The organism is Selenomonas timonae, from assembly GCF_014250475.1.
Taxonomy (GTDB): domain Bacteria; phylum Bacillota; class Negativicutes; order Selenomonadales; family Selenomonadaceae; genus Centipeda; species Centipeda timonae.
The window spans coordinates 527,202-548,298 of sequence record NZ_CP060204.1; the positions used below are offsets into that span (position 1 = coordinate 527,202).

Consider the following 21,097-nt stretch of genomic DNA (forward strand, 5'->3'; position numbering starts at 1 on the left):
ATACCCTGCCATAGACGCTGAGTCATAGCAGTTCATATCTACGCATTCCTGCGCACAAAGCTCTCCCAAATCTCCATATATGCCGCCTCCACATCGCGGACATACGTGCGTGCATCCGTGAGCGGCGAATGCGCCAATATACTGCGCAGATTCGTGCGCAGGGCGTGCAGGGTATCGGGTGAGGAGGCGAGCGCCGCCGCGATCTGCACGTAGCCCTCGGGCGTTGCCGCAATGAGCTCGGGCAGTCCCGCATTGATGAGCAGACTCTCGCCGAAGCGCGCGCCGTGGCTTGTTCCGCAGAGAGTCACGACGGGCACGCCCATCGCGAGCGCCTCGCAGGTGGTGATGCCACCCGTATAGGGGAAGGTGTCGAGCGCGATGTCCATATCCCCGTACTCTGCGAGATGATGCGGCCCAAATCCGCGCAGCTCCACGCGCTCCGTGGGAATCCCGTAGTGCGTGAATCGCTCCGCCGCGATCTCCCGCCCCTCGGCGCTGCCGAAGAGTTTGCTCTTTAGGAGAAGACGTGAGCTTGGCACCGTTTCGAGCAGAGCGCCCCAGAGGCGCAGCACATCATCCGTCACCTTGCTGAAATTGTTAAAGCTGCCGAACGTCACATATCCGCGCCGCTCCATTGGGGGCAGGGCGATGGCGGGCAGATCCGATGGCAGAGTGTAGCAGAAATGGCTGTGCGGCAGGCAGATCATCTCCTCGGTAAAGGCATCGTCATCCGTCTCGAGGGGATCGACGTGCACATCCGAGAGCATATAGTCGACCGCAGCCAGTCCCGTTGTATTAAAGTAGCCGATGCCCGTCACCTGCACGGGCGCAGGTTTATGGGCGAGCACGGGCAGAGCGTTGTGCTGCGTATGCCCCGCCAGATCCACGAGGATGTCAATCTCGTCGCTGTGCACAAGTGCCGCCGTCTCCTCCTCTGGCATGCCCAAGATATTGTGCCACATATCGACCGCCGCGCGAAACTCCTGCGAGAGACCGTCCTCCGCGCAGTTTGCATAGCAGTACACGGCAAATCTCGTGCGGTCATAGGCGGTGAGGAGCGGACGAATCAGCGTACCGACGGGGTGCGTGCGCAGATCGGGTGAAATGTAGCCGATGCGGATGCGGTCATGTCCGCGCCGCGCATCCGACGCAGTTGAGAGCGGGTGAACATCCGCATAGAGCGCCCCGTAGCCGCGTGCGAGCTTCGCATACGCGGCACGCCGCTCTGAGGGCAGATAGTTCGAGGCAAAGAGCGCGTTGCTGTACTCGATTGCCTTTTTCTCACGAGCTGTCTCAAGGCGGCTCGAGGCGAGAAATGCCTCCACCGCCTCCGCACTCTCTCCCGTCAGCGTCAGAGCCTCCCCGAGGAGGCTGTACGCGCTCGCAAGGAATACCGTGTGATAGGCGGCTCTGTCTCCTGCGTCGATCCGCTCCTCGAGCATGGCAATGAACGCGCGCAGATGCGCAACCTGTGTGCGAATCTTCCCCTCCGCGCGGTCGATGTAGATCTCCTGACGCGCTGCCCCTGCATGGTGGGGCTCGATTGCGCGAATCCGCGCAATCTCCGCACGCGCCTCATCGTACGCCTCGCAGCCCGTCAGCGCTGCCGCACGGATATAGCGCATCTCCGCATCCTCGGGCAATACGGCAAGGAATTCCTGCGCTATGTCCGCCGCCCGCGCGTACTCCTTCGCCTCGTAGAGCGCATTCACCTGCATGAGAATCTCCTGCCGCAGCCCCTGCACATCCTCCACAGCGTCACCCCTCTCTCTATACATAGCTCCCTCCTTATTCGACGGGATGATGTGAAATCCTTTTTGGAGAAGCCTCTGTCTCGCAAAACATAGACTTTTCGCCGCGAAAATGCTATAATCATCGTGGATTATTGTGGAACGAACACGAAGAGGTGACATTTTGGATCTGGATTTTGGACAGGGGCGCATCGTCCCAGTCAACCTCGAACACGAGATGAAGAACTCCTACATCGACTACGCGATGAGCGTCATCGTCGCACGCGCCCTGCCTGACGTGCGCGACGGTCTGAAGCCCGTGCATCGCCGCATCCTCTACGCGATGCAGGGCTCGGGCATGACGAGCTCGAAGCCCTACAAAAAGTCCGCGCGCATCGTCGGTGAAGTGCTCGGTAAATATCACCCGCACGGCGACACCTCCGTCTACGATGCGATCGTCCGCATGGCGCAGGACTTCTCCATGCGCTACATGCTCGCGGACGGGCACGGCAATTTCGGCTCGGTCGACGGCGACTCGGCGGCGGCAATGCGCTACACCGAGGTGCGCATGTCGAAAATCGCCGAGCTCATGCTGCGCGACATTGATAAAGAAACGGTGGACTTCACGGACAACTACGACGGCTCGGAGAAGGAGCCGACCGTTCTCCCCGCGAAATTCCCGCAGCTCCTCGTCAACGGCACGGCGGGCATCGCCGTCGGCATGGCGACCAACATCCCGCCGCATAACATGGTCGAGGTCATCAATGGCACGCTGATGCTCATTGACAATCCTGAGACGACCATCGAGGAACTCATGGGCGTTATCAAGGGCCCCGACTTCCCGACGGCAGGGCTCATCCTCGGCACCGAGGAGATCCGCAAGGCATATACGACGGGACGCGGCGTGGTGAAAATGCGTGCCCGTGCCCACATTGAAACCATGAGCAACGGGAAGCCGCGCATCATCGTCACCGAGCTCCCGTACCAGGTCAACAAGGCACGTCTCATCGAGAAGATCGCCGAGCTCGTCCGCGACAAGCAGATCGACGGTGTGACGGATCTGCGCGACGAGTCCGACCGCAGTGGTATGCGCATCGTCATTGAGCTGCGCCGCGACAGTGCCCCCAACGTCATACTGAACCAACTTTATAAGCACACGCAGCTGCAGGACAGCTTCGGCATCATCATGCTCGCCCTCGTCGACGGGCAGCCCGTCATCATGAACATCAAGCAGATGCTCGGGCACTACATCAGCCATCAGGAAACGGTCATCACGCGGCGCACGCAGTACGAGCTCGCAAAGGCGGAAGCACGCGCCCATATCCTCGAAGGTCTGACCATTGCCCTCGATCATCTCGACGCTGTCATTACAACGATTCGCGAGAGCCGTACAGCGGACATCGCACGCACGGCACTCATGGATGGGTTCAAGCTCACAGAGAAGCAGGCACAGGCGATCCTCGATCTGCGTCTCCAGCGCCTCACGGGACTTGAGCGCGAGAAGATCGAGGAGGAGTATCAGGAAGTTCTGAAGATGATCGAGGAGCTGAAGGGCATCCTTGCCGACCGCATAAAGGTGCTCGCCATCATCAAGAACGAGCTCATCGAGGTACGCGACAAGTACGGCGATGCGCGCCGCACGGAGATCACGTTTGACGCGAGCGAAATGGACATCAAAGACCTCATCGCCGAGGAAGATGTCGTCGTCACGCTCACGCTGAACAACTACATCAAGCGAATCCCGCTCGACACCTACCGCCGACAGCGGCGCGGGGGCGTCGGCGTGAAGGGCATGGGGACGAAGGAGACGGACATCGTCAGCGACCTCCTCATCACGACGACGCATCACGACATCCTCTTCTTTACGAACCGCGGGCGCGCATTCGTGCTGAAGGCATACGAAATCCCCGAGAGCGGGCGGCAGGCGAAGGGCACCGCCATCGTGAACCTCCTCGCTGTCGAGAGCGACGAGCGCATCACCGCCGTCATTCAGGTCAAGGAGTTCAAGCCCGACCGCTTCCTCTTCCTTGGCACGAAGCGCGGCGTGGTGAAAAAGACGCCGCTCGCCGAGTTTGCCAACATCCGCAAGAGTGGGCTGCGCGCCGTCAACCTTGACGAGGACGACGAGCTCATCGGCGTGAAGTTCACGGACGGCGAGAACCGCATCATGCTCGGTACGCGCGGCGGCAAGGCAATCTGCTTCCCTGAGGACGGCGTGCGCTCGATGGGACGCATCGCGCGCGGCGTGCGCGGCATCAGCCTCAGCGACGGCGATGAAGTTGTCGCGATGGACATCCTCAAGAGCGACTCCGAGGTGCTCACCGTCACCGAGGGCGGCTACGGCAAGCGCACGACCGCCGAGGAGTACCGCACGCAGACGCGCGGCGGCAAGGGACTCATCAACATGAAGGTCACGGACAAGACCGGCTCCGTCGTCGGCATCCGCGTTGTGCGCGAGAATCAGGAGCTCATGCTCATCACGACGGACGGCATCGTCATCCGCACGACCGTCGACGAGATCTCGCTGATCAGCCGCAACACGCAGGGCGTCAAGCTCATGACCCTCGGCGAGAGCGACCGCGTCGCCTCGATGGCGACGATGAACCGCATCGTTGACGCGCCGAGCGAGTAAGCACAGGATTTACAAAGGCGCAACCATCTGATAGAATGAAAAAGCATCCAATCGATTGCCTCCGTCTGGGGAGTCGCCCCATTCCGATCGCGTCGATTGGATGCTTTTTGTCGGAATTCTTGCGGCTCTCCCACGCCTATGGTATACTGTAGACGAAAACACTAGAGGGAACTGAAATCTCTCGTCGTCAGAAAGGAGGCGTCCCATGAGCCTTGCCGTTCATCTGAACCCGCGCGATGCGAAGCTCTTTAAGAAGCACGCAGCCCGTAGCGGCATGACCCTCTCCGCGTTCGCCGCTGCGGCCATGCGCGAGCGCATGGAGGACGAACTCGACCGTCAGGCATATGAGGAGGCCATGGCAGAGTTCCGCAAGAACCCCATTACCTACACCTTGGAAGAGGTAGAGAAAGAGCTGGGACTTGCATGAGTTATCATGTCGAGTTCAGCCCACAGGCGAAAAAGCAGTTAAAGAAACTCGACCGCTACGTCTACGCAACAATCATCGCATGGATTCGTCGTAATCTCGAAGGATGCACTAACCCGCGCCTTCACGGCAAAGGACTGACGGCGAACCTCAGCGGTCAGTGGCGCTACCGCGTAAACGACTACCGCCTCATTGCGGACATTCAGGACGACAGGGTCATTATCCTCGTTGTGCGCGTTGCACACCGCTGCGCCGTCTACGATTAACGGACATCAAAACGCTCCGCTTCTCACCCAGAGAAACGGAGCGTTTTTACGTGCAACAATATGAACTTCAGCGATATGTCGCGAGATATTCTGTCCAGATCTCCTCGGGGACGAGTCGGCCGCCTGTCGCCCACGCGATCTGCGTCGCATGCCCGAGGCGCTCTGGCGTAAGTCCGTGCACGGCGCAGTAGGCGCGCGCATCGGGGAAGCGCAGGAGTCCGAGCGGCCCTGCAAACGAGGCACAGCTCGACGGCTCGATGCGGATGCCCTCGCTCGCATTGAGGTCGCGCAGATAGTCGTAAAGATGCGCCTCCGAGACCGTAAATACACCCGCCATATGGTTCGTCATGATGCGCGTCACGAGGCTGGATGGGCTGGCACAGGCGAGACCGTCCGCATCCGTCTTGCCCGCGATGCCGATGTCGTGCACACTCACCTGCTCGTATCGCTGCGTCGCGACGCCGAGGAGGACGGAGGGACACTGTGCCGGCTCGACAAAGAAGCAGTGCACGTTGTCGTGATAGAGGCGGCGCAGTCCGTACGAGACGCCGCCCGGCGCACCACCGACACCCGCAGGAATATAGACAATGAGCGGATGCTCGCTGTCCACTGTAATATTAAGGTCGGCAAGCTGCGCGGCAAGGCGCTCGGCGGCGACGGCGTAGCCGAGGAAGAGATCGACGGACTTTTCATCGTCGACGAAGTGACTCATCGGATCGGCGTCCGAGGCACGCCGCCCCTCTGCAACTGCACGCGAGTAATCATCCGCATATTCGATGACCTCGACGCCGTGGCTGCGCAGGAGGTTCTTTTTCCACGCTTTTGCATCCGCCGACATATGCACGCGCACGCGGAAGCCGATCGCCGCACTCATGATGCCGATGGACATGCCGAGGTTGCCTGTGGAACCGACCTGCATGGTGTAGCGTGCGAAAAAATCACGCATATCGGCGAGCTTACCATAGTCGTCATCTATGGTCAAAAGTCCTGCACCGATCGCCAGATCCTCCGCGTGTTTCAGCACCTCATAGATGCCACCGCGCGCCTTGACTGAGCCCGCAATGGCGAGGTGGCTATCCATCTTGAGCAGGAGGCGGCCGGGGATCACAGCGTGATACTCTGCCGCAAGGCGCTGCTGCATCTTCGGAATCGGGCGCAGGGGCGACTCGATGAGTCCGTTCGTCTCCTCCGTCTCGGGAAATGCACGGCGGATGAACGGGGCAAAGCGCTGGAGCCGCGCAGCTGCATCCGCAATATCTGCATCGGATACGACGAGCTGAGAGAGACCGTCCACCATGTCAAACGGCAGGAGGCGCGGGTTGATCCACGCGGTCTCCTCTGCATCCGCGACCGCGCGCAGTGCGGGGTCAGCGGCGATAAGGGCGTCTCTGTTCATTGAAATCTCCTCCTGTTCATTTACTGTACGACAGAGACGGAACCGTCGCTGCTGATGGCGCGGCAGACGTCGGTATAGACCTCGACGAATTCGTAGCCGCCGCGTGCGGCGAGGGAGCGGGCGCGCTCCATCCCTGCGGGGAGTGGCTCTCCGCGCTTGTAGTGCTCGATGATGCCCCCTGCGATGGTGAGGGTGTGCACCTCGTACGGGTCGCCGAGGTAGCATTTCGAGACAATGCCGATGAGGACGCCCGCGAGATCGAGTACGTCGGGGAACTCTGCACGGATGGCGGCGAGGATTGCCTCACGCTCCGCTGCGTTCATTGTGTGTCCGCCCGCGTCGAGTTTATGAATTGCCTCGATGTATGCCTTGGAGCGCTGCTTCTTGAGGAGGCGCGCCGTCTGCATCGCGTCGGTCTTGCTCTCGGTCTTTGCGGGCGCCGCTGTCGATAGACTCAGCTTCGCCGTCTGCATACTCTCTGTACGATTGAGTAATGGTCGCGGCATATTATTCCTCCCTGAAATGTATCATAATGCTGCGCCGCGGCGACGCGAACGCATTATACCAACACTCTGCGCGTGCGTGTCTCAGTGGATTTCTTCAGCTCGGTCTCGCTGCCGATGGGGCGGCCGCTCGCGGGGACGGCGCGTTCGCGTCCCCAGTCGCGGATGGCGGCGATCTTCTCGGGTGCGGTCTCGGAGAGCGGGACGACGTTGCCGAATGCCGTGCGCAGATTTTCTTCATTTAATTGGAAATCGGGATTCGCGATGACGCGATACGCGAGATCGCGCACGGTGGACTCAAGATCCGCGCCCGTAAAGCCGTCGGTCATGGCGACGAGGGTGTCAGCGAATGCGCCCGCGAAGTCGAGCTCCAGATATTTCCGCATATAGAGGCGCAGGATGTCGCGGCGCTCGTCAGCGGTCGGCAGATCGATGAAGAAGAGTTCGTCGAAGCGCCCGCGCCGCAAGAGCTCGGAGGGGAGCATGGAGACATCGTTCGCAGTTGCGACGACAAAGACCTGCTTGCGGCACTCCTGCAGCCAAAAGAGGAACTGCCCGACCATGCGCGTGGAGACGCCGCCGTCATTCGAGCTGCCTGCGCCCGAGAGCCCCTTCTCGATCTCGTCGATCCAGAGGATGCACGGCGCGACGTTCTCGGCGGTGGTGAGTGCGTCGCGCAGCTGCTGCTCGGTCTGCCCAACGTAGCTGCCCTGTACGGTTGCAAAGTCGAGGCGGTAGAGCGGCAGTTTCCAGTTCGCGGAGATCGCCTTTGCTGAGAGGGACTTGCCGCAGCCGGGCACGCCGACGAGGAGGATGCCGCGCGGGGACTTGAGCCCCTTTTCGCGCAGGAGGCTCCGCTTCTCTGCCGTAAAGAGGAGGCGTTTCTCGTCGAGCCAGTTGCGGAGACCCGCAAGCCCGCCGACATCGCGCACGCTCTCGTCAACCTCGATCTTCTCGAGTCCGGAGATGTCGGAGAAGAGGCGATCCTTTGCCGTGCGCACCTCGTCCATGTCCTCCTTGCGGATGGATTTCTTCGCGATGAGCGCCGCCATGACGTTCTCTGCCTCAATGGCGGTGACTCCACTGAGTATGGACGCTGCCTCGCGGATGTCCATATCATCCCATTCGATTGTGATCTCTGCGCGGTAGTCGTCGATATAGCCGCGGATGATGGCGTACATCTCGTCCTCATGGGGGAGCGGCGGCGAGGGGGTGAGCCCGAGGCGCTGCAGGGGGTTCCAGATGGGGGAGGTTGTGAGGACGATGATCTGCCCGCCGGTCTCGTTCGCGAGGGTCACGAGGTCGAGCAGCTGGCGCGCGTCGCTCGTGTCGGTCGAGAGGTCGGGGATCTCGGTGAGGACGAGGGTGAGGTTCGCGCGGTGCTTCATCTGCTCGCCGATGAAGTCGATGGCGCCGTAGATGGATTTGTCCTCGTTCAGAATTTTATCGGTCGCGAGGTCGTAGACGCCCTTGGAGAGGGTGTGGATGCAGAACGGGAGGGAGAGCTCTGCCGCGACTTCCTTCAGCAGGTCGAGGGCGCGGGCGCGCTCAACGGTGTGGAGCGCGATGAAGGGGATGCGCGCGATGCCGTAGCGCGCGAGAAGTTCTTTACACTCGTTTCGTGCGGTCATAGGAAACCTCCCTGTCAAGATACTAAAATGTTCACCCGATGACTGCGCACGAGGGCGCTCATCTTGCCGCTGCGGTCACTCTTTGCAGAGTTCTCGAGGCTCTCCTGCATATGGTCGGCGGCGTGCTGTACGAGGTCGACGAAGGACGCGCGCTGCTCCTCTGGGAGTGCAGGGAGATCTGCTGCCGTGCGCAGGTAGGCGAGGGTGCGGCGCAGGCTGAGGAGCGCGCCGATCATACCGCGCTCCTCCGTCGCGTGCTGCATATCGCGGTCAAATCGGTCAGATGCCGTGTTGATGCGCGCGTTGATTGCATCTGAGAAGCGCTTTGCAAATCGCTCGGCAACGCCGGACTGCCATGCGAGCGTTCCTGTCTGCAGCGCGTGCAATATATCCTCATCTGCCGTGCCCTCCGCGAACTGCCGCAGGAGTGCCGTCCACTCCGCATAGGTCTTCGGCGGAGCGATCATGGGCGCTTCCTCCGCACGGGCGCCATCGGCGGCTCGAGGTTCCACGCGGGCAGCCCCTCGGCGAGCACCTCCGTCGTTCCATAGGCGCTCATATCCTCCGCTGCCGGGGCAGCGGGACGGATGGGCGCAAATGCGGCTCTGTGCCGCTCGGACGGGCGCATGGGCTTTCCCTCATCGTTGCGCAGCGACTCCTTTGGAATCGCCGCAAACGGGTTCTGTTCAGACATGGCTCCCCTCCTGTATCTGTATACGACGACCTTTGTCCATACTGACGCGGAATTCTGCGGGGTTCAGCTCCGAGAGGAAATCGATGACGTTCTTGCTCTCCGCATCGCGCTGTGCGAACTCGTCGCGGTAGTCCACGACCTCGGCGAGGATGCCGCACAGGATTGCCATGCCCGACTCTCCCTGCTTTGCATAGTCCTCCATCAGGGCAGCGCGCTGCTCCTCGAGTGCGCGTACAGCCGTACGGTAGGAGTAGTACATATACGCGCCGATGGCAATGCCGATGACGAGCCCGACGGCGCCGCCGAGGTAGAATCCGAGGACGGCTGTGAGGATGCCGCCCCACTGCGCAAATTTCTGTCCGTTCGTCAGGCGCAGATTTGCAAGCGCGAGGTCGCGCTCGTAGTCGTTCCACGCCTGAAAGCGCTTGAGCAGTTCCGCTTCGTTCTCGCCGTCCGCCGTCTCGCCCTCGAATCCGCCGATCTTGAACGAGATGATGTTCGGAACGGCGGCGCGATTCTCGGCGATGTGGTCACGGTAGGCCGAGAGAATCCAGTCACGCGATACGGCGAGCGCCATTTTCTGTGTCATGACGCTCGCATGCGACTCCGCGGGATTCATGGCGGCATCCGTGAGGAGCTGCATGAAGTCGCGCCGCTCCTCGAATGCCTTTTCCTTCAGCTTCATCTCGCGTTTTGCGCGCTCCTCATCGCCGCCCGCATCGACGACGAGCTGCTCGAGTGCCGCCGCCGCGCGCAGGGGCTGCTCCGCCGCGTCGAAGTCGGTCACAAGGCTCGTGAGGATGCGGTCGAGCTCCTGTACGAGAGTGCGCAGGGGCGGCTGCTGTTCAAAGACTTGCTTTAGATGGCCGTAGAATTTCTCGTGCAGATATGCGCCGCCGAGGACGCGCTGCATGTGGACGATGAGCGGGCTGTACTTCGCGAGGTAGGGATAGCTGTCCTCCTCGGGTTTCTCCGGCTGCATGACGTCGAGCGCCTTTTTCCAGCGGCGTTCCTGCTCCTCGACAAAGCCCGCCTTCTCCGAGAGACGTTCGATCCACGCATCGATCTGCCGCGTGAGCAGACCCTCCGTATCGCGTCCGAGGAGGCCGCTCGCATAGGCGTCGACGATGAGAATCGCCTTGCGGTCAAGCGATGTCTCGTCCTGCCGCATGAGATAGTGCTGTGCCCAGCGCAGGGGCGGATGCGCTGCGCTCCGCGCGGCGACAGACGAGCGCGAAGAAGAGCGAGGTCTTCTCCTCGTCGCGGCGCAGGGCTTCCTTCAGCGCGCGCTGTGCGATCTCCTCGTTGTCGCTGATCCACGCCGAGAGGGAGACGAGCGCGGGCGCGAGCCAATACTCGGGCGCGCGCAGCATCAGCTCCTCACTCGCCGCACGGATCGTCTCCTGCCGCACAATAGCAAGGTCATTCGCCTGCAATATTCCCTTCGTAGTGCGGCGAATGACTGCGTAATGTCCATACTTTTGCTCTAGTTCCTGCCGCAGCTTCACGAGACGCGTCTCCGCCAGCTGCGCACGGCTCGAGAGTTTCTGCGCATCCACGAATGCGTGGAAATCCTGCGTCAGCTCCTCGAGGTCGTCGCGCAGAGCTTCGACCTCCCTGCCGACAGCAATCACATTCCCATTCGTTGTGTCGATATAGTCGCCCAGTTCCCGCAGACGGCTCGCGATATGCGACAGATCCGCCTGCGCAATCACCCGATTGCTCATACATTTCCTTTCTTTCTTCCAATGATACGAGATGATTATAGCATTGATTGTCGTTTTCGAGAAGCAGGAAATCTCCTGCAAGAACACGAATATATTCAGATATAGAGTGAAAGGAGGCTGAGGGTCATATATCAGGATATCAATATGTCGGATTTCTCACCACGCGTTCGCAGTGTTCCGTTTGACGCCTATCCAGAGATGGCGCTTCTGACGCTCGGTATACGGAGCTATCTGACATCGGGAACGGCGCATGCCTTTACTACAGATGCGCATATCCTCGTCGGTAATTACTGCTCTCTCGCACATGAGTTGGATTTTTACCTTGGGATGAACCACAATCATCATGCGATTAGCTCGTATCCGTTCGCATCTATCCTCAATGCGTCGGATGAAAATCAGCATGCGTCGTATAATCACCATCAGATCATCATCGGGCACGATGTCTGGATCGGCGCAAGCGTATCGCTGATGAGTGGTATCCATATAGGAAACGGGGCGGTGATCGGCGCAGATGCCGTGGTGACAAAGGATGTTCCGCCGTATGCGATTGTAGTCGGGAATCCCGCACACGTCGTCAAGTATCGCTTCGATGAAGAGACCATTGCGCGTCTTCAGCGGATCAAGTGGTGGAATTGGCCGCAAGAAAAGATTGAAAAATATATTCCAGCGTATGGCGACGATATGGCGGGATTCCTCGACAAATTTGATGTACCAGAGATAGGGGAGAATCCGGATAAAACGGCTACCTCCATCATGGATCTGCGCGCCGAGGGCTATGAGGTCTCCTACCTTATTCCCGACTTTGAAATACAATTCCCGTACACTGTATGGACACGCGTGATTGACAGCTTCCTTCAGACGTATACGAGCGAAGATAAGGCGGCACTTATCATTGCCCTGCCCGATACTAAGGGCGTAGAGACCTATGCGCAGGCAATCGCCGCCCGCATCGCAGAGGTCGGGGCGCGTGCACCGCTCATTCTTACGCATACGTGCGGCAGGAATTTTCCCTTTTCCATCGCCGCGCTCAAGGCATCGAACGCTTATATCACGACGCGTAAGCCTGTCTGCTCCTATGCTGTCGACTACGCGGCGGACGCTGGGATTGCAATTCGTTACGGGCTGGATCAGAGGGCACTGCTCTTCCCCCCAATCGACTGATGACATATAAACGCTCCGCGTCCCACATGGAGAGGCGGAGCGTTTTCGTGTTGCTATATCTTACTGTGCCAGACGGCTTCGGTTGTGCGGATTTTCTTTTCCATCGCACTCGGCGGGAGGATCTTCAAGACCTCTGTGTAGACGAGATCGACGAGGAAGAACTGTGCCATCTTGGACGCAATGGAGCCGGTCTCGAGCGGGGTCTCCTCGGCGATGTAGGTGAGGCTCACGTCGGAGGCGCGGCGCAGGCTGGACGGATGGTTCTCCGTGAGCGAGATGATCCGAAGTCCCCGCGCGCGTGCGATGTCGACGGTCTCGAGGATCTCCGCTGTCTCGCCCGAGTGCGAGATGGCAAAGATGACGTCGCCCGGCTCCATGATGGCGGCGATCATGCGCATCGTGTGATTGTCGCGCGGCGCGATGCAGTTCATGCCGATGCGCAGGAATTTGAAATAGGAGTCCTGCGCGATGATACCTGAGTAGCCCAGCCCGATGAAGGCAATGCGCTGCGCCCCGATGAGGAGATCAACGCAGGTGTCGATGGTCTCGTTGCGGATGATGTCCTGCGTCTTCTCGAGGGCGATCATGTTCGTGGAGAGGAGCTTGCGTGCGGTCTCGCGCGCACTCTCGTTGTTCCGAATGTTGCCGCGGTCGAGATAGCGTCCGAGCTCCGCGCCCTCCTCGGCGAGCGCCGCCTTGAAGTCGGCGAGGCTCGCAAAGCCCATCTTCCGCACGAAGCGCGTGCAGGTCGCCTCCGCTGTGCCGCACGCAAGCGCAATCTCGCGAATGGTCATGCGCGGGATGTCCGTAAGGCGCGCGCGGATGCAGTTGATGATTTTGCGGTCGCCCTTGGAGACACGGAACGGCGGGTTGTCCAGCTGGCTGAGTATCTTCACCGTATCACCTCGCTGCTATCATAGCAGATTTTTTAGCTCTCCCCATGCTCCTGCAAGAAATGTACGAGTGCGCCAAGCATCCCCGCATCGTTTCCCGTTGCAGCAAATGCGATCTTGGTCACCTCGTAGACGCGTGGCGGTAAACGATCGCGGAGCGCTGCCTCAAGGGGCGGGCGCAGCGCTGATTCCTGCGCCATGATGCCGCCGCCGAGGACAATGCACTCAGGATTGACGACTGCGACGACATTAGTGATTGCATCCGCAAGCGCGGTGACGAGCGCGGTGACTTCCTCTGCCGCCGCAGGGTCGCCCTTGGCGAGGAGATCGAATACGGCGCGCCCGTCGATGCTGCCCGAGGGCAGTCCCTTTGTGCGGCAGACGGAGCTGACGAGATGGGTTGCGGAGCAGCGGTCATGCAGACGTCCGCCGGGGACGCGCATATAGGCGATCTCGCCCGCGCTCATGGATGCGCCGTGTATGACGCGCCCATCCACGATAAGGCATCCGCCGATGCTCGTGCCGACGGTCATGGCAAAGAGGGAGGAGCAGCCCCGTCCCGCGCCCTTCCACATCTCGCCGAGCGCGGCGCAGTTGACATCGTTCTCGACGGAGGTGGGGAGGCCGAATGCATCGTGCATCAGGGCTTTCCAGTTCGTGCCCGTGTAGTTCGGGATGGCATCCTCAAGGGAGTAAACGATGCAGCCCTCCTGAGGATCAACCATGCCTGCCGTGGAGATGGCGACGCCCTTCACCGCATGTGCCGCCAAAGCCTCACGCACGATCGCCGTGACTTTGCGGACGATACCTGCGCCGCCGTGCTCCCTTGCCTCGGTGGGGACGGAGCCGTGCGTGAGAAATATGCCCTCCGCAGTTGCCACGCCGTATTTGATGGCGGTGCCTCCGATGTCGATGCAGATAACCATGGATTTCCCCTCCGTTCTATCCCCTCTATTCCACGCGCACCTTGAAAATCCCCTTTTTCAGCGGTGCCGCCTCGTCCACCTTCACACCGGAGCGGTGGACGTCCTCGGGATAGCAGATGAGGAAGTCACCGGGACGCATGATGGTCGAGGACGTGACTGCGCCGTCTGCGGGCACGTAGTCCTTGTCCTCCTCGTAGGGATGGATCTGCATCCGCTCGATCAGGCTCACGTCGATGATCTCCGTGCCCTCGGAGAGAACGTGGATGTCGATGTAGGCGCGGTGCGCCTCCCAGATCTTCTCACTGCGCTCACCCGTTGTATAGTGCGCAATGTTGACGTAGAGATCGTCTCCCGCGATCTCGTTGCGCCCCGTGGGCAGCGCCGCGAGGTCGTGCTCCCGTGCAAAGGCAAGCGCCTGCTGGATGCGCGGCGGGAGAAATGCATAGGTCTTTTCGTGATGGATGCTGCCGTAGATCATAGAAACCTCCTTGAAGCTTTTTCCCTATTGTATCAGTCCCGCGTGTGCCGCGCAACTGTACGGACGAAGATCAGCCGACCACTTTGTTCGACGACGCATTCCACGCCTCCTCTTTCTCCCCCGCCAAAGACCGTCGTCCCTGCAGGTGCCTCATGCAATCGCGTCGGCGAAACGACGCGCTATAACCTGTGGGCGCGTGATGGCGGAGCCGACGATCGCGCCGAAGACGCCCGTCTGCATCGCCTCCACCAGTTCCTCCGGCGTATTGATGCGCCCCTCGGCAAAGACGGGGATGGGCGCATCCTGCGCGAGGCGGCGCATCAGCTCGAAGTCTGGTCCCGCGATCTGCGGGCTGTACGGAGTATAGCCCGACATCGTGGTCGAGATCGCATCGACGCCGAGCTCCGCCGCCCTCATGCCCTCCTCATAGGTAGAGATGTCGGCGAGAATAAGGCGGTGCGCGGCGTGAATGCGTGCGATGAGATCACGTACGTCGGTTTTCTGTGGGCGGTCGCGTGCCGTCATGTCGAGCGCGATCATCTCACAGCCCGTGCCGATGAGTGCATCAACCTCGCGCATGGTCGGCGTAATAAAGATGGGGGAGTCCGCATAGTTCTGCTTGATAAGACCGATGACGGGCAGCTGCGCGACGGCGCGGATCTCCTCAATGTCCGCAACGCTCTGTGCGCGGATCGCGACCGCGCCGCCCTCCTTTGCCGCGCGTGCCATGCGCCCCATGATGAACGGACTGTGCAGCGGCTCATCGGGCAGTGCCTGACAGGAAATGATGAGTTTTCCCTTCACTTGATCAAAGAAATTCATCCAAAGCCCTCCAATTTATTTTTATTTATAATAATTTATTATATATTATTCTATATTGTTTTTAAAAAGAAAAATACGAAAATATTTTCAGCCATAGGAGATATATTTCCGTATTTTTCACAATCATATTCGTCAGAGGTTCAACTGTTCCTCAACTTCATTTTTAATTACAGTTACCTGCGGTCCATAGATGACCTGGACACCATTCCCGCTCGCGAGCAATCCCCGGCTGCCGGATTCCTTGAGCAGACGCTCGCTGACCTTGCCGGCATCCTTTACCGTCACACGAAGGCGCGTTGCACAGCAGTCAAGTTCCTCAATATTATCCCTGCCGCCGAGTCCCTCGATCACGAGATCGGCACGATAATGATCCGACGCGCTCTCCGCGGCGACGGGTGCTTCCTGCGGCTCCGTCTCATCCTCACGTCCGAGTGTTTTGAAATCAAACTTCAGAATGAGATACTTAAAGGAGAAGTAGTAGAGGAAGAACCAGGGGATACCGACCATCGGGATGTAGAGCCAGTTCGTCTTTGCATCGCCCTGCAGCACACCGAACAGTATGAGATCGATACAGCCGCCCGAGAACGTCTGCCCGACCGTAATCTGCAGGATATGCGCAATCATAAAGGCGCAGCCGTCAAAGAACGCATGCAGCACATAGAGTGCCGGTGCAACGAAGAGGAAGGAGAACTCGATCGGCTCCGTGATGCCGGTCATAAAGGAGGTCAGTGCCGCAGAGAAGAGGAGACCGCCAACGACCTTCTTATTCTCCGGCTTTGCCGTCTGATACATGGCAAGACATGCGCCGATAAGTCCGAACATCATTGTGATAAAGCGTCCTGACATGAAACGTGAGATGCCGATATAGTAATGCTGTGTGTTCGGATCGCCAAGCTGGGCGAAAAAGATGCGCTGTGTCCCCTCGACGAGCTGCCCGTTGATGATCTCAGAGCCGCCGAGCGCCGTTGTCCAAAAAGGAAGATAGAAGATATGGTGCAGTCCAAACGGGCCAAGCATACGCAGGACAAATCCATAGATCAGTGTGCCGATGTACCCCGTTGCATCAACAATACCGCCAAGCCCAAAGATCAGCTGCTGGAAATGCGGCCATACGAAGAACATAATACACCCGAGAAAAATCGAGGAAAAAGAGCAGATGATCGGTACAAAACGCGATCCGCCAAAGAATCCAAGGAACGGCGGAAGCTCGATCTTATTGAATCGCTTATGCAGGAGATACGTCATAAGACCAACCACAACGCCGCCGAAAACACCCGTCTCCAAGGTCTGAATGCCGAGACTCATTCCCTGCCCGACACTTGCAAGGTTCTCTTTCGCAAGCGTCCCCGTAATGATAAGGAGTGCATTGATGGTCGCGTTCATCACAAGCAGCGCGAGCACAGAGGCAAGACCTGCCGTTCCCTTATCGCTGCGCGCAAGTCCGACGGCGATGCCGACAGCAAAGAGAATAGCGAGGTTCGCAAAGACGATGCTGCCTGCGGATGCCATAATTGTGAAGATATTCTGCAGCCAACCAATATCGAGGAATGGATACGCCTTGACCGAATTTGGATTCGACAGTGCGCCGCCAATGCCGAGCAGAAGGCCTGCGGCAGGAAGCACAGCGATCGGCAGCATAAAGGATTTCCCGAACCGCTGTGCTTTGGCGAAAAATGAACTCTCGCCGCTTGTTTGTCCGAATAAACTCATAAAAATACCTCCTCATAAAATAACATTTTATGGAACAAAGCAATCCCGCCCGCCAACAATTGTACGCCGTATCCGAAACTCCTCGTCAAAGATCGCGATGTCCGCATATTTTCCGACGCTGAGCGAGCCGAGGTCGTCGTAGACGCCCAGTTCTTCGGCGGGGGTGCGCGTCGCCATCTCCACAACGGCGGGAATCTCTGCGCCCGTATTCGCGCGTAGGATGCGCAGCCCGTCGTTCATGCAGAGGACGCTGCCCGCGATCGTGCCGTCCGCGAGCGTTGCGAGTGTGCCCTTGACGTAGACCCTCTGCCCGCCGAGTTCCGAGACACCCTCGCCGAGACCGCAGGCACGCAGGGAATCCGTGATGGGGATTAGGTTTCTCCCGCGCTTTGCATGATAGATGATGCGCTGCATTGCGGGATGGACGTGCACATTGTCCACGATCAGCTCGCAGTTCGCCTCCGTATCAAGTCCCGCACCGAGCAGGCCCGGATGACGATGATTCAGTGGCGTCATTGCGTTGCACAGATGCGTGACGTGCGTCGCGCCCGCCGCGATTGCCGCACGCGCCGTCTCGTAGTCCGCCGACGTGTGACCGATGGAGACGACAATGCCGTGCGCCCTGCAATTCTCGATAAAGTCCTTCTCCGTCAGCGTCTCGGGTGCGATCGTGATGATCTTGATGACATCCGCATAAGGCTCAATTTTTTCAAATGCAGCGGGGAGGATGTAATGCTCGTCCTGTGCACCCTTTTTCGCGGGGCTGATGAAGGGCCCCTCCATATGCGCCCCGAGAATGCGTGCCCCGCGCAACCCCTGCTCTGCCATTGCCGCGCGGATGCGCACGAGTGCACGCTCCACGGAATCGAACGCGCAGGTCATCGTGGTCGGGAGGAAGGAGGTCACGCCCGTCCTCGCTTGGAATGCGGCGATCCGTGCGAGTGCTCCCGCGTCCTCATCCATTGTATCTGCGCCGTCGCAGCCGTGGATGTGGACGTTCAGAAAGCCCGGCGCAACATACGCACCCGCAGCATCGATTAATTCATCCGCATCGGACGGACTGAACTCCGCGGCAGGGATGATCTGCATAATCTGCTCATCATAGCAGAGGACATCGTCTGTCTGTGCCTTAAAATGTCCGTCTTCATCGGGAATGATGAGGACACCGTTGCGAATCGCCTTCATCGGGAGTCACGCTTTCCCTCGCTCAGGAGTGCACCCGCCTCGTGGTCGACGATGAGGGTCACGCTCGGATGCAGCTGCAGGATGGAGGCAGGCACCTGCGGGGTGATTGCGCCCTTGACCGCGTCGCGCACCGCCTCTGCCTTCTCCGCGCCGCTCGCGAGCAGGACGATATGACGCGCGCGAAAGATCGTGCCAATGCCCATACTCATCGCCTCGCGCGGCACCTCCGCCGCCGAGGCGAAGAAGCGCGCATTTGCCTCGATCGTGCTCTCCTTCAACGCGACCTTGTGCGTTGTGCGTGTGAACGATTCTCCCGGCTCGTTGAAGCCGATGTGCGCATTGCGCCCAATGCCGAGGAGCTGCATGTCGATGCCGCCCGCCGCCATGATTGCCGCCTCATATTCCTCCGCCTCGCGCGCGGGATCGCTCGCAAGCCCGTTGGGGAAGAAGACGTGATCCTTGCGGATGTTCACATGGTCGAAGAGGTTTTCGTGCATGAAGCGATGGTAACTCTGCGGATCGTCCGCCGGAAGCCCGACGTATTCGTCCAGATTGAACGAAGTCGCCTGTGAGAAGTCCAGCCCAACCGTCTGATACAGCCAGACGAGGTTCTGGTACAGCTCGACCGGGGTGCTGCCTGTTGCAAGCCCGAGCACCGAGTCCGGCTTGATCCAGAGCTGCCCCGCAATGATCTTTGCCGCCTCCTCGCTCATCTTTTTATAGGTATCCGTAAAAATGATACGCATTGCGATACTCCCTTCTATAGGATCTGTCCTGAATTCTCCTATAATATAGCACAATTCAAAAAATAATGCAATTATATTTCATAAAATTGCTGATAAATATTTTATTTGCATAATTAAAGAAAATATATTTCTTTTTTAGATATAAAAATACGCACGTGATGTGTTCTCATCCTAAATTGGAATATCAAATCGGACAGCAGAGCGTAACAGAATCAAAAATTAAGAGTGGAGCGGTAAGATGAGCGGTGAGCGCGCAAAAAGGGGCTGTTGCACGAAACCAACGTGCAGAAGCCTCAATTTTGTGAAAAAACACAGAAGCCGGTGTTTTCAAACACCGGCTTCTGGCGTAAAATATGAGTATGCAACAAATTTTACATAAGGATTATACATCCTACGGAGGCACATTTCAACCCAGCCTCCCCCTCAACTTTGAATTTCAAATCAAGAAGGACGATCCCGTTCGCCTCCTGCTCCACTGCATCCATCAAATGGATCTTACACCACTGTACAGGAGCTTTCGGCGTGCCGAGCGGAATCTCGTATCACCGCATCAGCTGCTTGCCATCCTCATCTACGCATACATGAATCAAATCTACAGTTCCCGCCGCATCGAGGAGGTATGCCTAAGGGACATCCACTTCATGTATCTGCTCGAAGGGCAACCCGCACCGGATCACACAACCATTGCCCGTTTTCGCAGGGATCACTTTGCCCCCTGCGCCAAGGAGATTCTGGCACAAATGGCACAGTTTCTTGCATCCGTTGGAGCCATCTCGTTTGAGAACCTCTTTGTCGACGGTACAAAGATCGAAGCCGTTGCGGGCAAGTACACCTTCGTTTGGAAAAAAGGCGTTGCAAAGAACCGTACCAAACTCATGGAGAAACTCGACACCTTTCTTGCCGGCGTAGAAAAAGAGTTCGGTATTCACCTGCGCCGTGGCTCTGAGATTCGCCTGCACCATCTGAAACGTCTGCGCCGACGTTTGAAACGCATCCAAAAAGAGCAAAACATCATCTTCGTTTACGGGAGTGGAAGACGAAAGACCGTGCTTCAGCGTACCATGGAGACATTGGACTCTTACATCAGCCGTCTGAAGGACTACACAAAGAAACTGCACATCTGTGGGGAGCGCAACAGCTTTTCCAAGACAGATTATGAAGCAACCTTCATGCGGATGAAAGAAGATGCAATGAAGAACGGTCAGTTAAAGCCGGCATATAATCTGCAATATGGCGTGGAGGCATCCTTTATCGTATGGGCAGGTGTTTACCCGAACCCAACAGATACACGGACACTCATCCCGTTTTTGGAGGATTTTCATGCACACATCGGAAAAAGGAGCCGAAAACTCGTCGCCGATGCAGGATATGAGAGTGAGGAGAACTACCTGTATTTGAGGGAAAAGGGACAGGCCTCCTACATCAAGCCGAACAACTACGAAGTGAGCAAGAAGCGCAAATGGAAGCAGGACATCGGGCGGCGGGAGAACATGAACTACCTTGCGGCGGAGGATGTCTACCGGTGCGCTGAGGGGCGGCGACTTGTTGTGACGGGGACGCGCAGGACAAAGAGTGCGCGCGGGTATGTGAGCGAAAAGACCATGTACACGTGTACCGACTGCAACGGCTGCGAAAGAAAGAAGCAGTGCATCCATGGCAACCACAGCAAGATACCAATGGAGGAACGAACCAAGAGATTGGAGGTTGCCAAGGTCTTTCAACGAGAGCGTGCAAAGAACCTTGCACGGACCAAGAGCACGGAAGGAATCGTCCTGCGGATGAACCGCAGTATCCAAGCAGAGGGTGTCTTTGCACAGATCAAGGGAGCCTTTGGATTTCGCCGCTTTCTTACGAGGGGGCGTGCGAATGTCTTGGGTGAGACGATTCTGCTGGCACTGGCACACAACGTCTTCAAACTGCATCAAAAGATACAGAGCGGCACGTTGGAGCGGCATCTGGTATCATTGAGAGAAGCGGCATAAGAAGACGTCGGAAATAAATCAATAAGGGCACACGAATAAGGGCGAGCATTGCAATCGTCCTTATTCGTGTGCCCTATTTCTGTAGAGGTGCAAGTTTTCGTTACCGTTGTTTCACCGATCTGCCCCTATACGAAAAGATGGACTGTTGCACAAAGATAAATTTACCTTCGTGCAACAGCCCCCTATATATT

The 21,097-nt window shown here is 58.4% G+C and carries 20 protein-coding genes; 5 read left to right on the top strand and 15 right to left on the bottom strand.

Annotation, left to right across the window (positions count from 1 at the left end; genetic code table 11):
- Nucleotides 1–38: 38 nt before the first annotated feature.
- Nucleotides 39–1,778: an O-linked N-acetylglucosamine transferase, SPINDLY family protein gene (locus H1B31_RS02470; RefSeq protein ID WP_404828668.1), complete on the bottom strand. Its 1,740-nt coding sequence runs from the start codon at nt 1,776–1,778 to the stop codon at nt 39–41.
- A 136-nt stretch (nt 1,779–1,914) separates the two neighbouring features.
- Here H1B31_RS02470 and gyrA point away from each other — a divergent pair, with 136 nt between their 5' ends.
- The 3 genes from gyrA (at nt 1,915) to H1B31_RS02485 (ending at nt 5,052) form a co-directional block, all read left to right on the top strand.
- Entirely contained in the window at nt 1,915–4,362 is a 2,448-nt protein-coding gene (gene gyrA, locus H1B31_RS02475) for a DNA gyrase subunit A (protein ID WP_185980773.1), read from the top strand.
- A 205-nt stretch (nt 4,363–4,567) separates the two neighbouring features.
- Complete coding sequence (gene relB / locus H1B31_RS02480) at nt 4,568–4,789, top strand: type II toxin-antitoxin system RelB family antitoxin (RefSeq protein WP_009440762.1); 222 nt, start codon at nt 4,568–4,570, stop codon at nt 4,787–4,789.
- The gene (locus tag H1B31_RS02485) at nt 4,786–5,052 is read left to right on the top strand and encodes a type II toxin-antitoxin system RelE family toxin (protein WP_185980774.1); all 267 of its coding nucleotides are present in this window, start codon (nt 4,786–4,788) and stop codon (nt 5,050–5,052) included. Before relB ends, H1B31_RS02485 begins: the two co-directional genes overlap by 4 nt.
- Nucleotides 5,053–5,119: 67 nt before the next feature.
- Here H1B31_RS02485 and dsdA read toward each other — a convergent pair whose 3' ends face one another.
- From dsdA to H1B31_RS11355, 7 genes are read right to left on the bottom strand one after another with little or no spacing between them, the layout of a single operon-like run.
- Nucleotides 5,120–6,448: a D-serine ammonia-lyase gene (gene dsdA, locus H1B31_RS02490; RefSeq protein WP_009440764.1), complete on the bottom strand. Its 1,329-nt coding sequence runs from the start codon at nt 6,446–6,448 to the stop codon at nt 5,120–5,122.
- Nucleotides 6,449–6,468: 20 nt separating this feature from the next.
- On the bottom strand, nt 6,469–6,954 hold the full coding sequence (locus H1B31_RS02495; RefSeq protein ID WP_037346264.1) for a hypothetical protein: 486 nt from the start codon (nt 6,952–6,954) through the stop codon (nt 6,469–6,471).
- A gap of 53 nt (nt 6,955–7,007) precedes the next feature.
- Nucleotides 7,008–8,582, bottom strand: a complete 1,575-nt coding sequence (locus H1B31_RS02500; protein ID WP_185980775.1) for an AAA family ATPase — start codon at nt 8,580–8,582, stop codon at nt 7,008–7,010.
- A 14-nt stretch (nt 8,583–8,596) separates the two neighbouring features.
- Entirely contained in the window at nt 8,597–9,049 is a 453-nt protein-coding gene (locus H1B31_RS02505) for a hypothetical protein (protein WP_009440767.1), read from the bottom strand.
- The gene (locus tag H1B31_RS02510) at nt 9,046–9,276 is read right to left on the bottom strand and encodes a hypothetical protein (protein WP_009440768.1); all 231 of its coding nucleotides are present in this window, start codon (nt 9,274–9,276) and stop codon (nt 9,046–9,048) included. The genes H1B31_RS02505 and H1B31_RS02510 overlap by 4 nt, the downstream gene beginning before the upstream one ends.
- Nucleotides 9,269–10,447, bottom strand: coding sequence for a DUF456 domain-containing protein (locus H1B31_RS02515; RefSeq protein WP_226372133.1), 1,179 nt, complete (start codon nt 10,445–10,447; stop codon nt 9,269–9,271). Before H1B31_RS02515 ends, H1B31_RS02510 begins: the two co-directional genes overlap by 8 nt.
- The gene (locus tag H1B31_RS11355) at nt 10,422–11,003 is read right to left on the bottom strand and encodes a hypothetical protein (RefSeq protein WP_226372134.1); all 582 of its coding nucleotides are present in this window, start codon (nt 11,001–11,003) and stop codon (nt 10,422–10,424) included. Before H1B31_RS11355 ends, H1B31_RS02515 begins: the two co-directional genes overlap by 26 nt.
- A gap of 144 nt (nt 11,004–11,147) precedes the next feature.
- Here H1B31_RS11355 and H1B31_RS02520 point away from each other — a divergent pair, with 144 nt between their 5' ends.
- Nucleotides 11,148–12,164, top strand: a complete 1,017-nt coding sequence (locus H1B31_RS02520; protein WP_185980776.1) for a CatB-related O-acetyltransferase — start codon at nt 11,148–11,150, stop codon at nt 12,162–12,164.
- 53 nt (nt 12,165–12,217) lie between these two features.
- On the opposite strand, the gene H1B31_RS02525 is transcribed toward H1B31_RS02520, so the two are convergent.
- From H1B31_RS02525 to nagB, 7 genes are all read right to left on the bottom strand, one after another.
- Nucleotides 12,218–13,060, bottom strand: a complete 843-nt coding sequence (locus H1B31_RS02525; protein WP_185980777.1) for a MurR/RpiR family transcriptional regulator — start codon at nt 13,058–13,060, stop codon at nt 12,218–12,220.
- 32 nt (nt 13,061–13,092) lie between these two features.
- Complete coding sequence (locus H1B31_RS02530) at nt 13,093–13,983, bottom strand: ROK family protein (RefSeq protein ID WP_185980778.1); 891 nt, start codon at nt 13,981–13,983, stop codon at nt 13,093–13,095.
- A 25-nt stretch (nt 13,984–14,008) separates the two neighbouring features.
- Nucleotides 14,009–14,461: a NanQ anomerase/TabA/YiaL family protein gene (locus H1B31_RS02535; protein WP_185980779.1), complete on the bottom strand. Its 453-nt coding sequence runs from the start codon at nt 14,459–14,461 to the stop codon at nt 14,009–14,011.
- A gap of 150 nt (nt 14,462–14,611) precedes the next feature.
- A complete protein-coding gene (locus H1B31_RS02540; RefSeq protein ID WP_185980780.1) occupies nt 14,612–15,283 on the bottom strand; it encodes an N-acetylmannosamine-6-phosphate 2-epimerase in 672 nt (223 codons plus the stop codon).
- A gap of 132 nt (nt 15,284–15,415) precedes the next feature.
- Nucleotides 15,416–16,993 carry a PTS transporter subunit EIIC gene (locus H1B31_RS02545; protein ID WP_066845155.1) on the bottom strand — a complete coding sequence of 526 codons (1,578 nt, stop codon included), beginning with the start codon at nt 16,991–16,993 and terminating at the stop codon, nt 15,416–15,418.
- A gap of 27 nt (nt 16,994–17,020) precedes the next feature.
- Entirely contained in the window at nt 17,021–18,178 is a 1,158-nt protein-coding gene (nagA, locus tag H1B31_RS02550) for an N-acetylglucosamine-6-phosphate deacetylase (protein ID WP_185980781.1), read from the bottom strand.
- Complete coding sequence (gene nagB, locus H1B31_RS02555; RefSeq protein WP_185980782.1) at nt 18,175–18,924, bottom strand: glucosamine-6-phosphate deaminase; 750 nt, start codon at nt 18,922–18,924, stop codon at nt 18,175–18,177. The genes nagA and nagB overlap by 4 nt, the downstream gene beginning before the upstream one ends.
- 353 nt (nt 18,925–19,277) lie before the next feature.
- On the opposite strand from nagB, the gene H1B31_RS02560 reads away from it, so the two are divergent.
- Nucleotides 19,278–20,906: an IS1182 family transposase gene (locus H1B31_RS02560; protein ID WP_185980783.1), complete on the top strand. Its 1,629-nt coding sequence runs from the start codon at nt 19,278–19,280 to the stop codon at nt 20,904–20,906.
- Nucleotides 20,907–21,097: the final 191 nt, after the last annotated feature.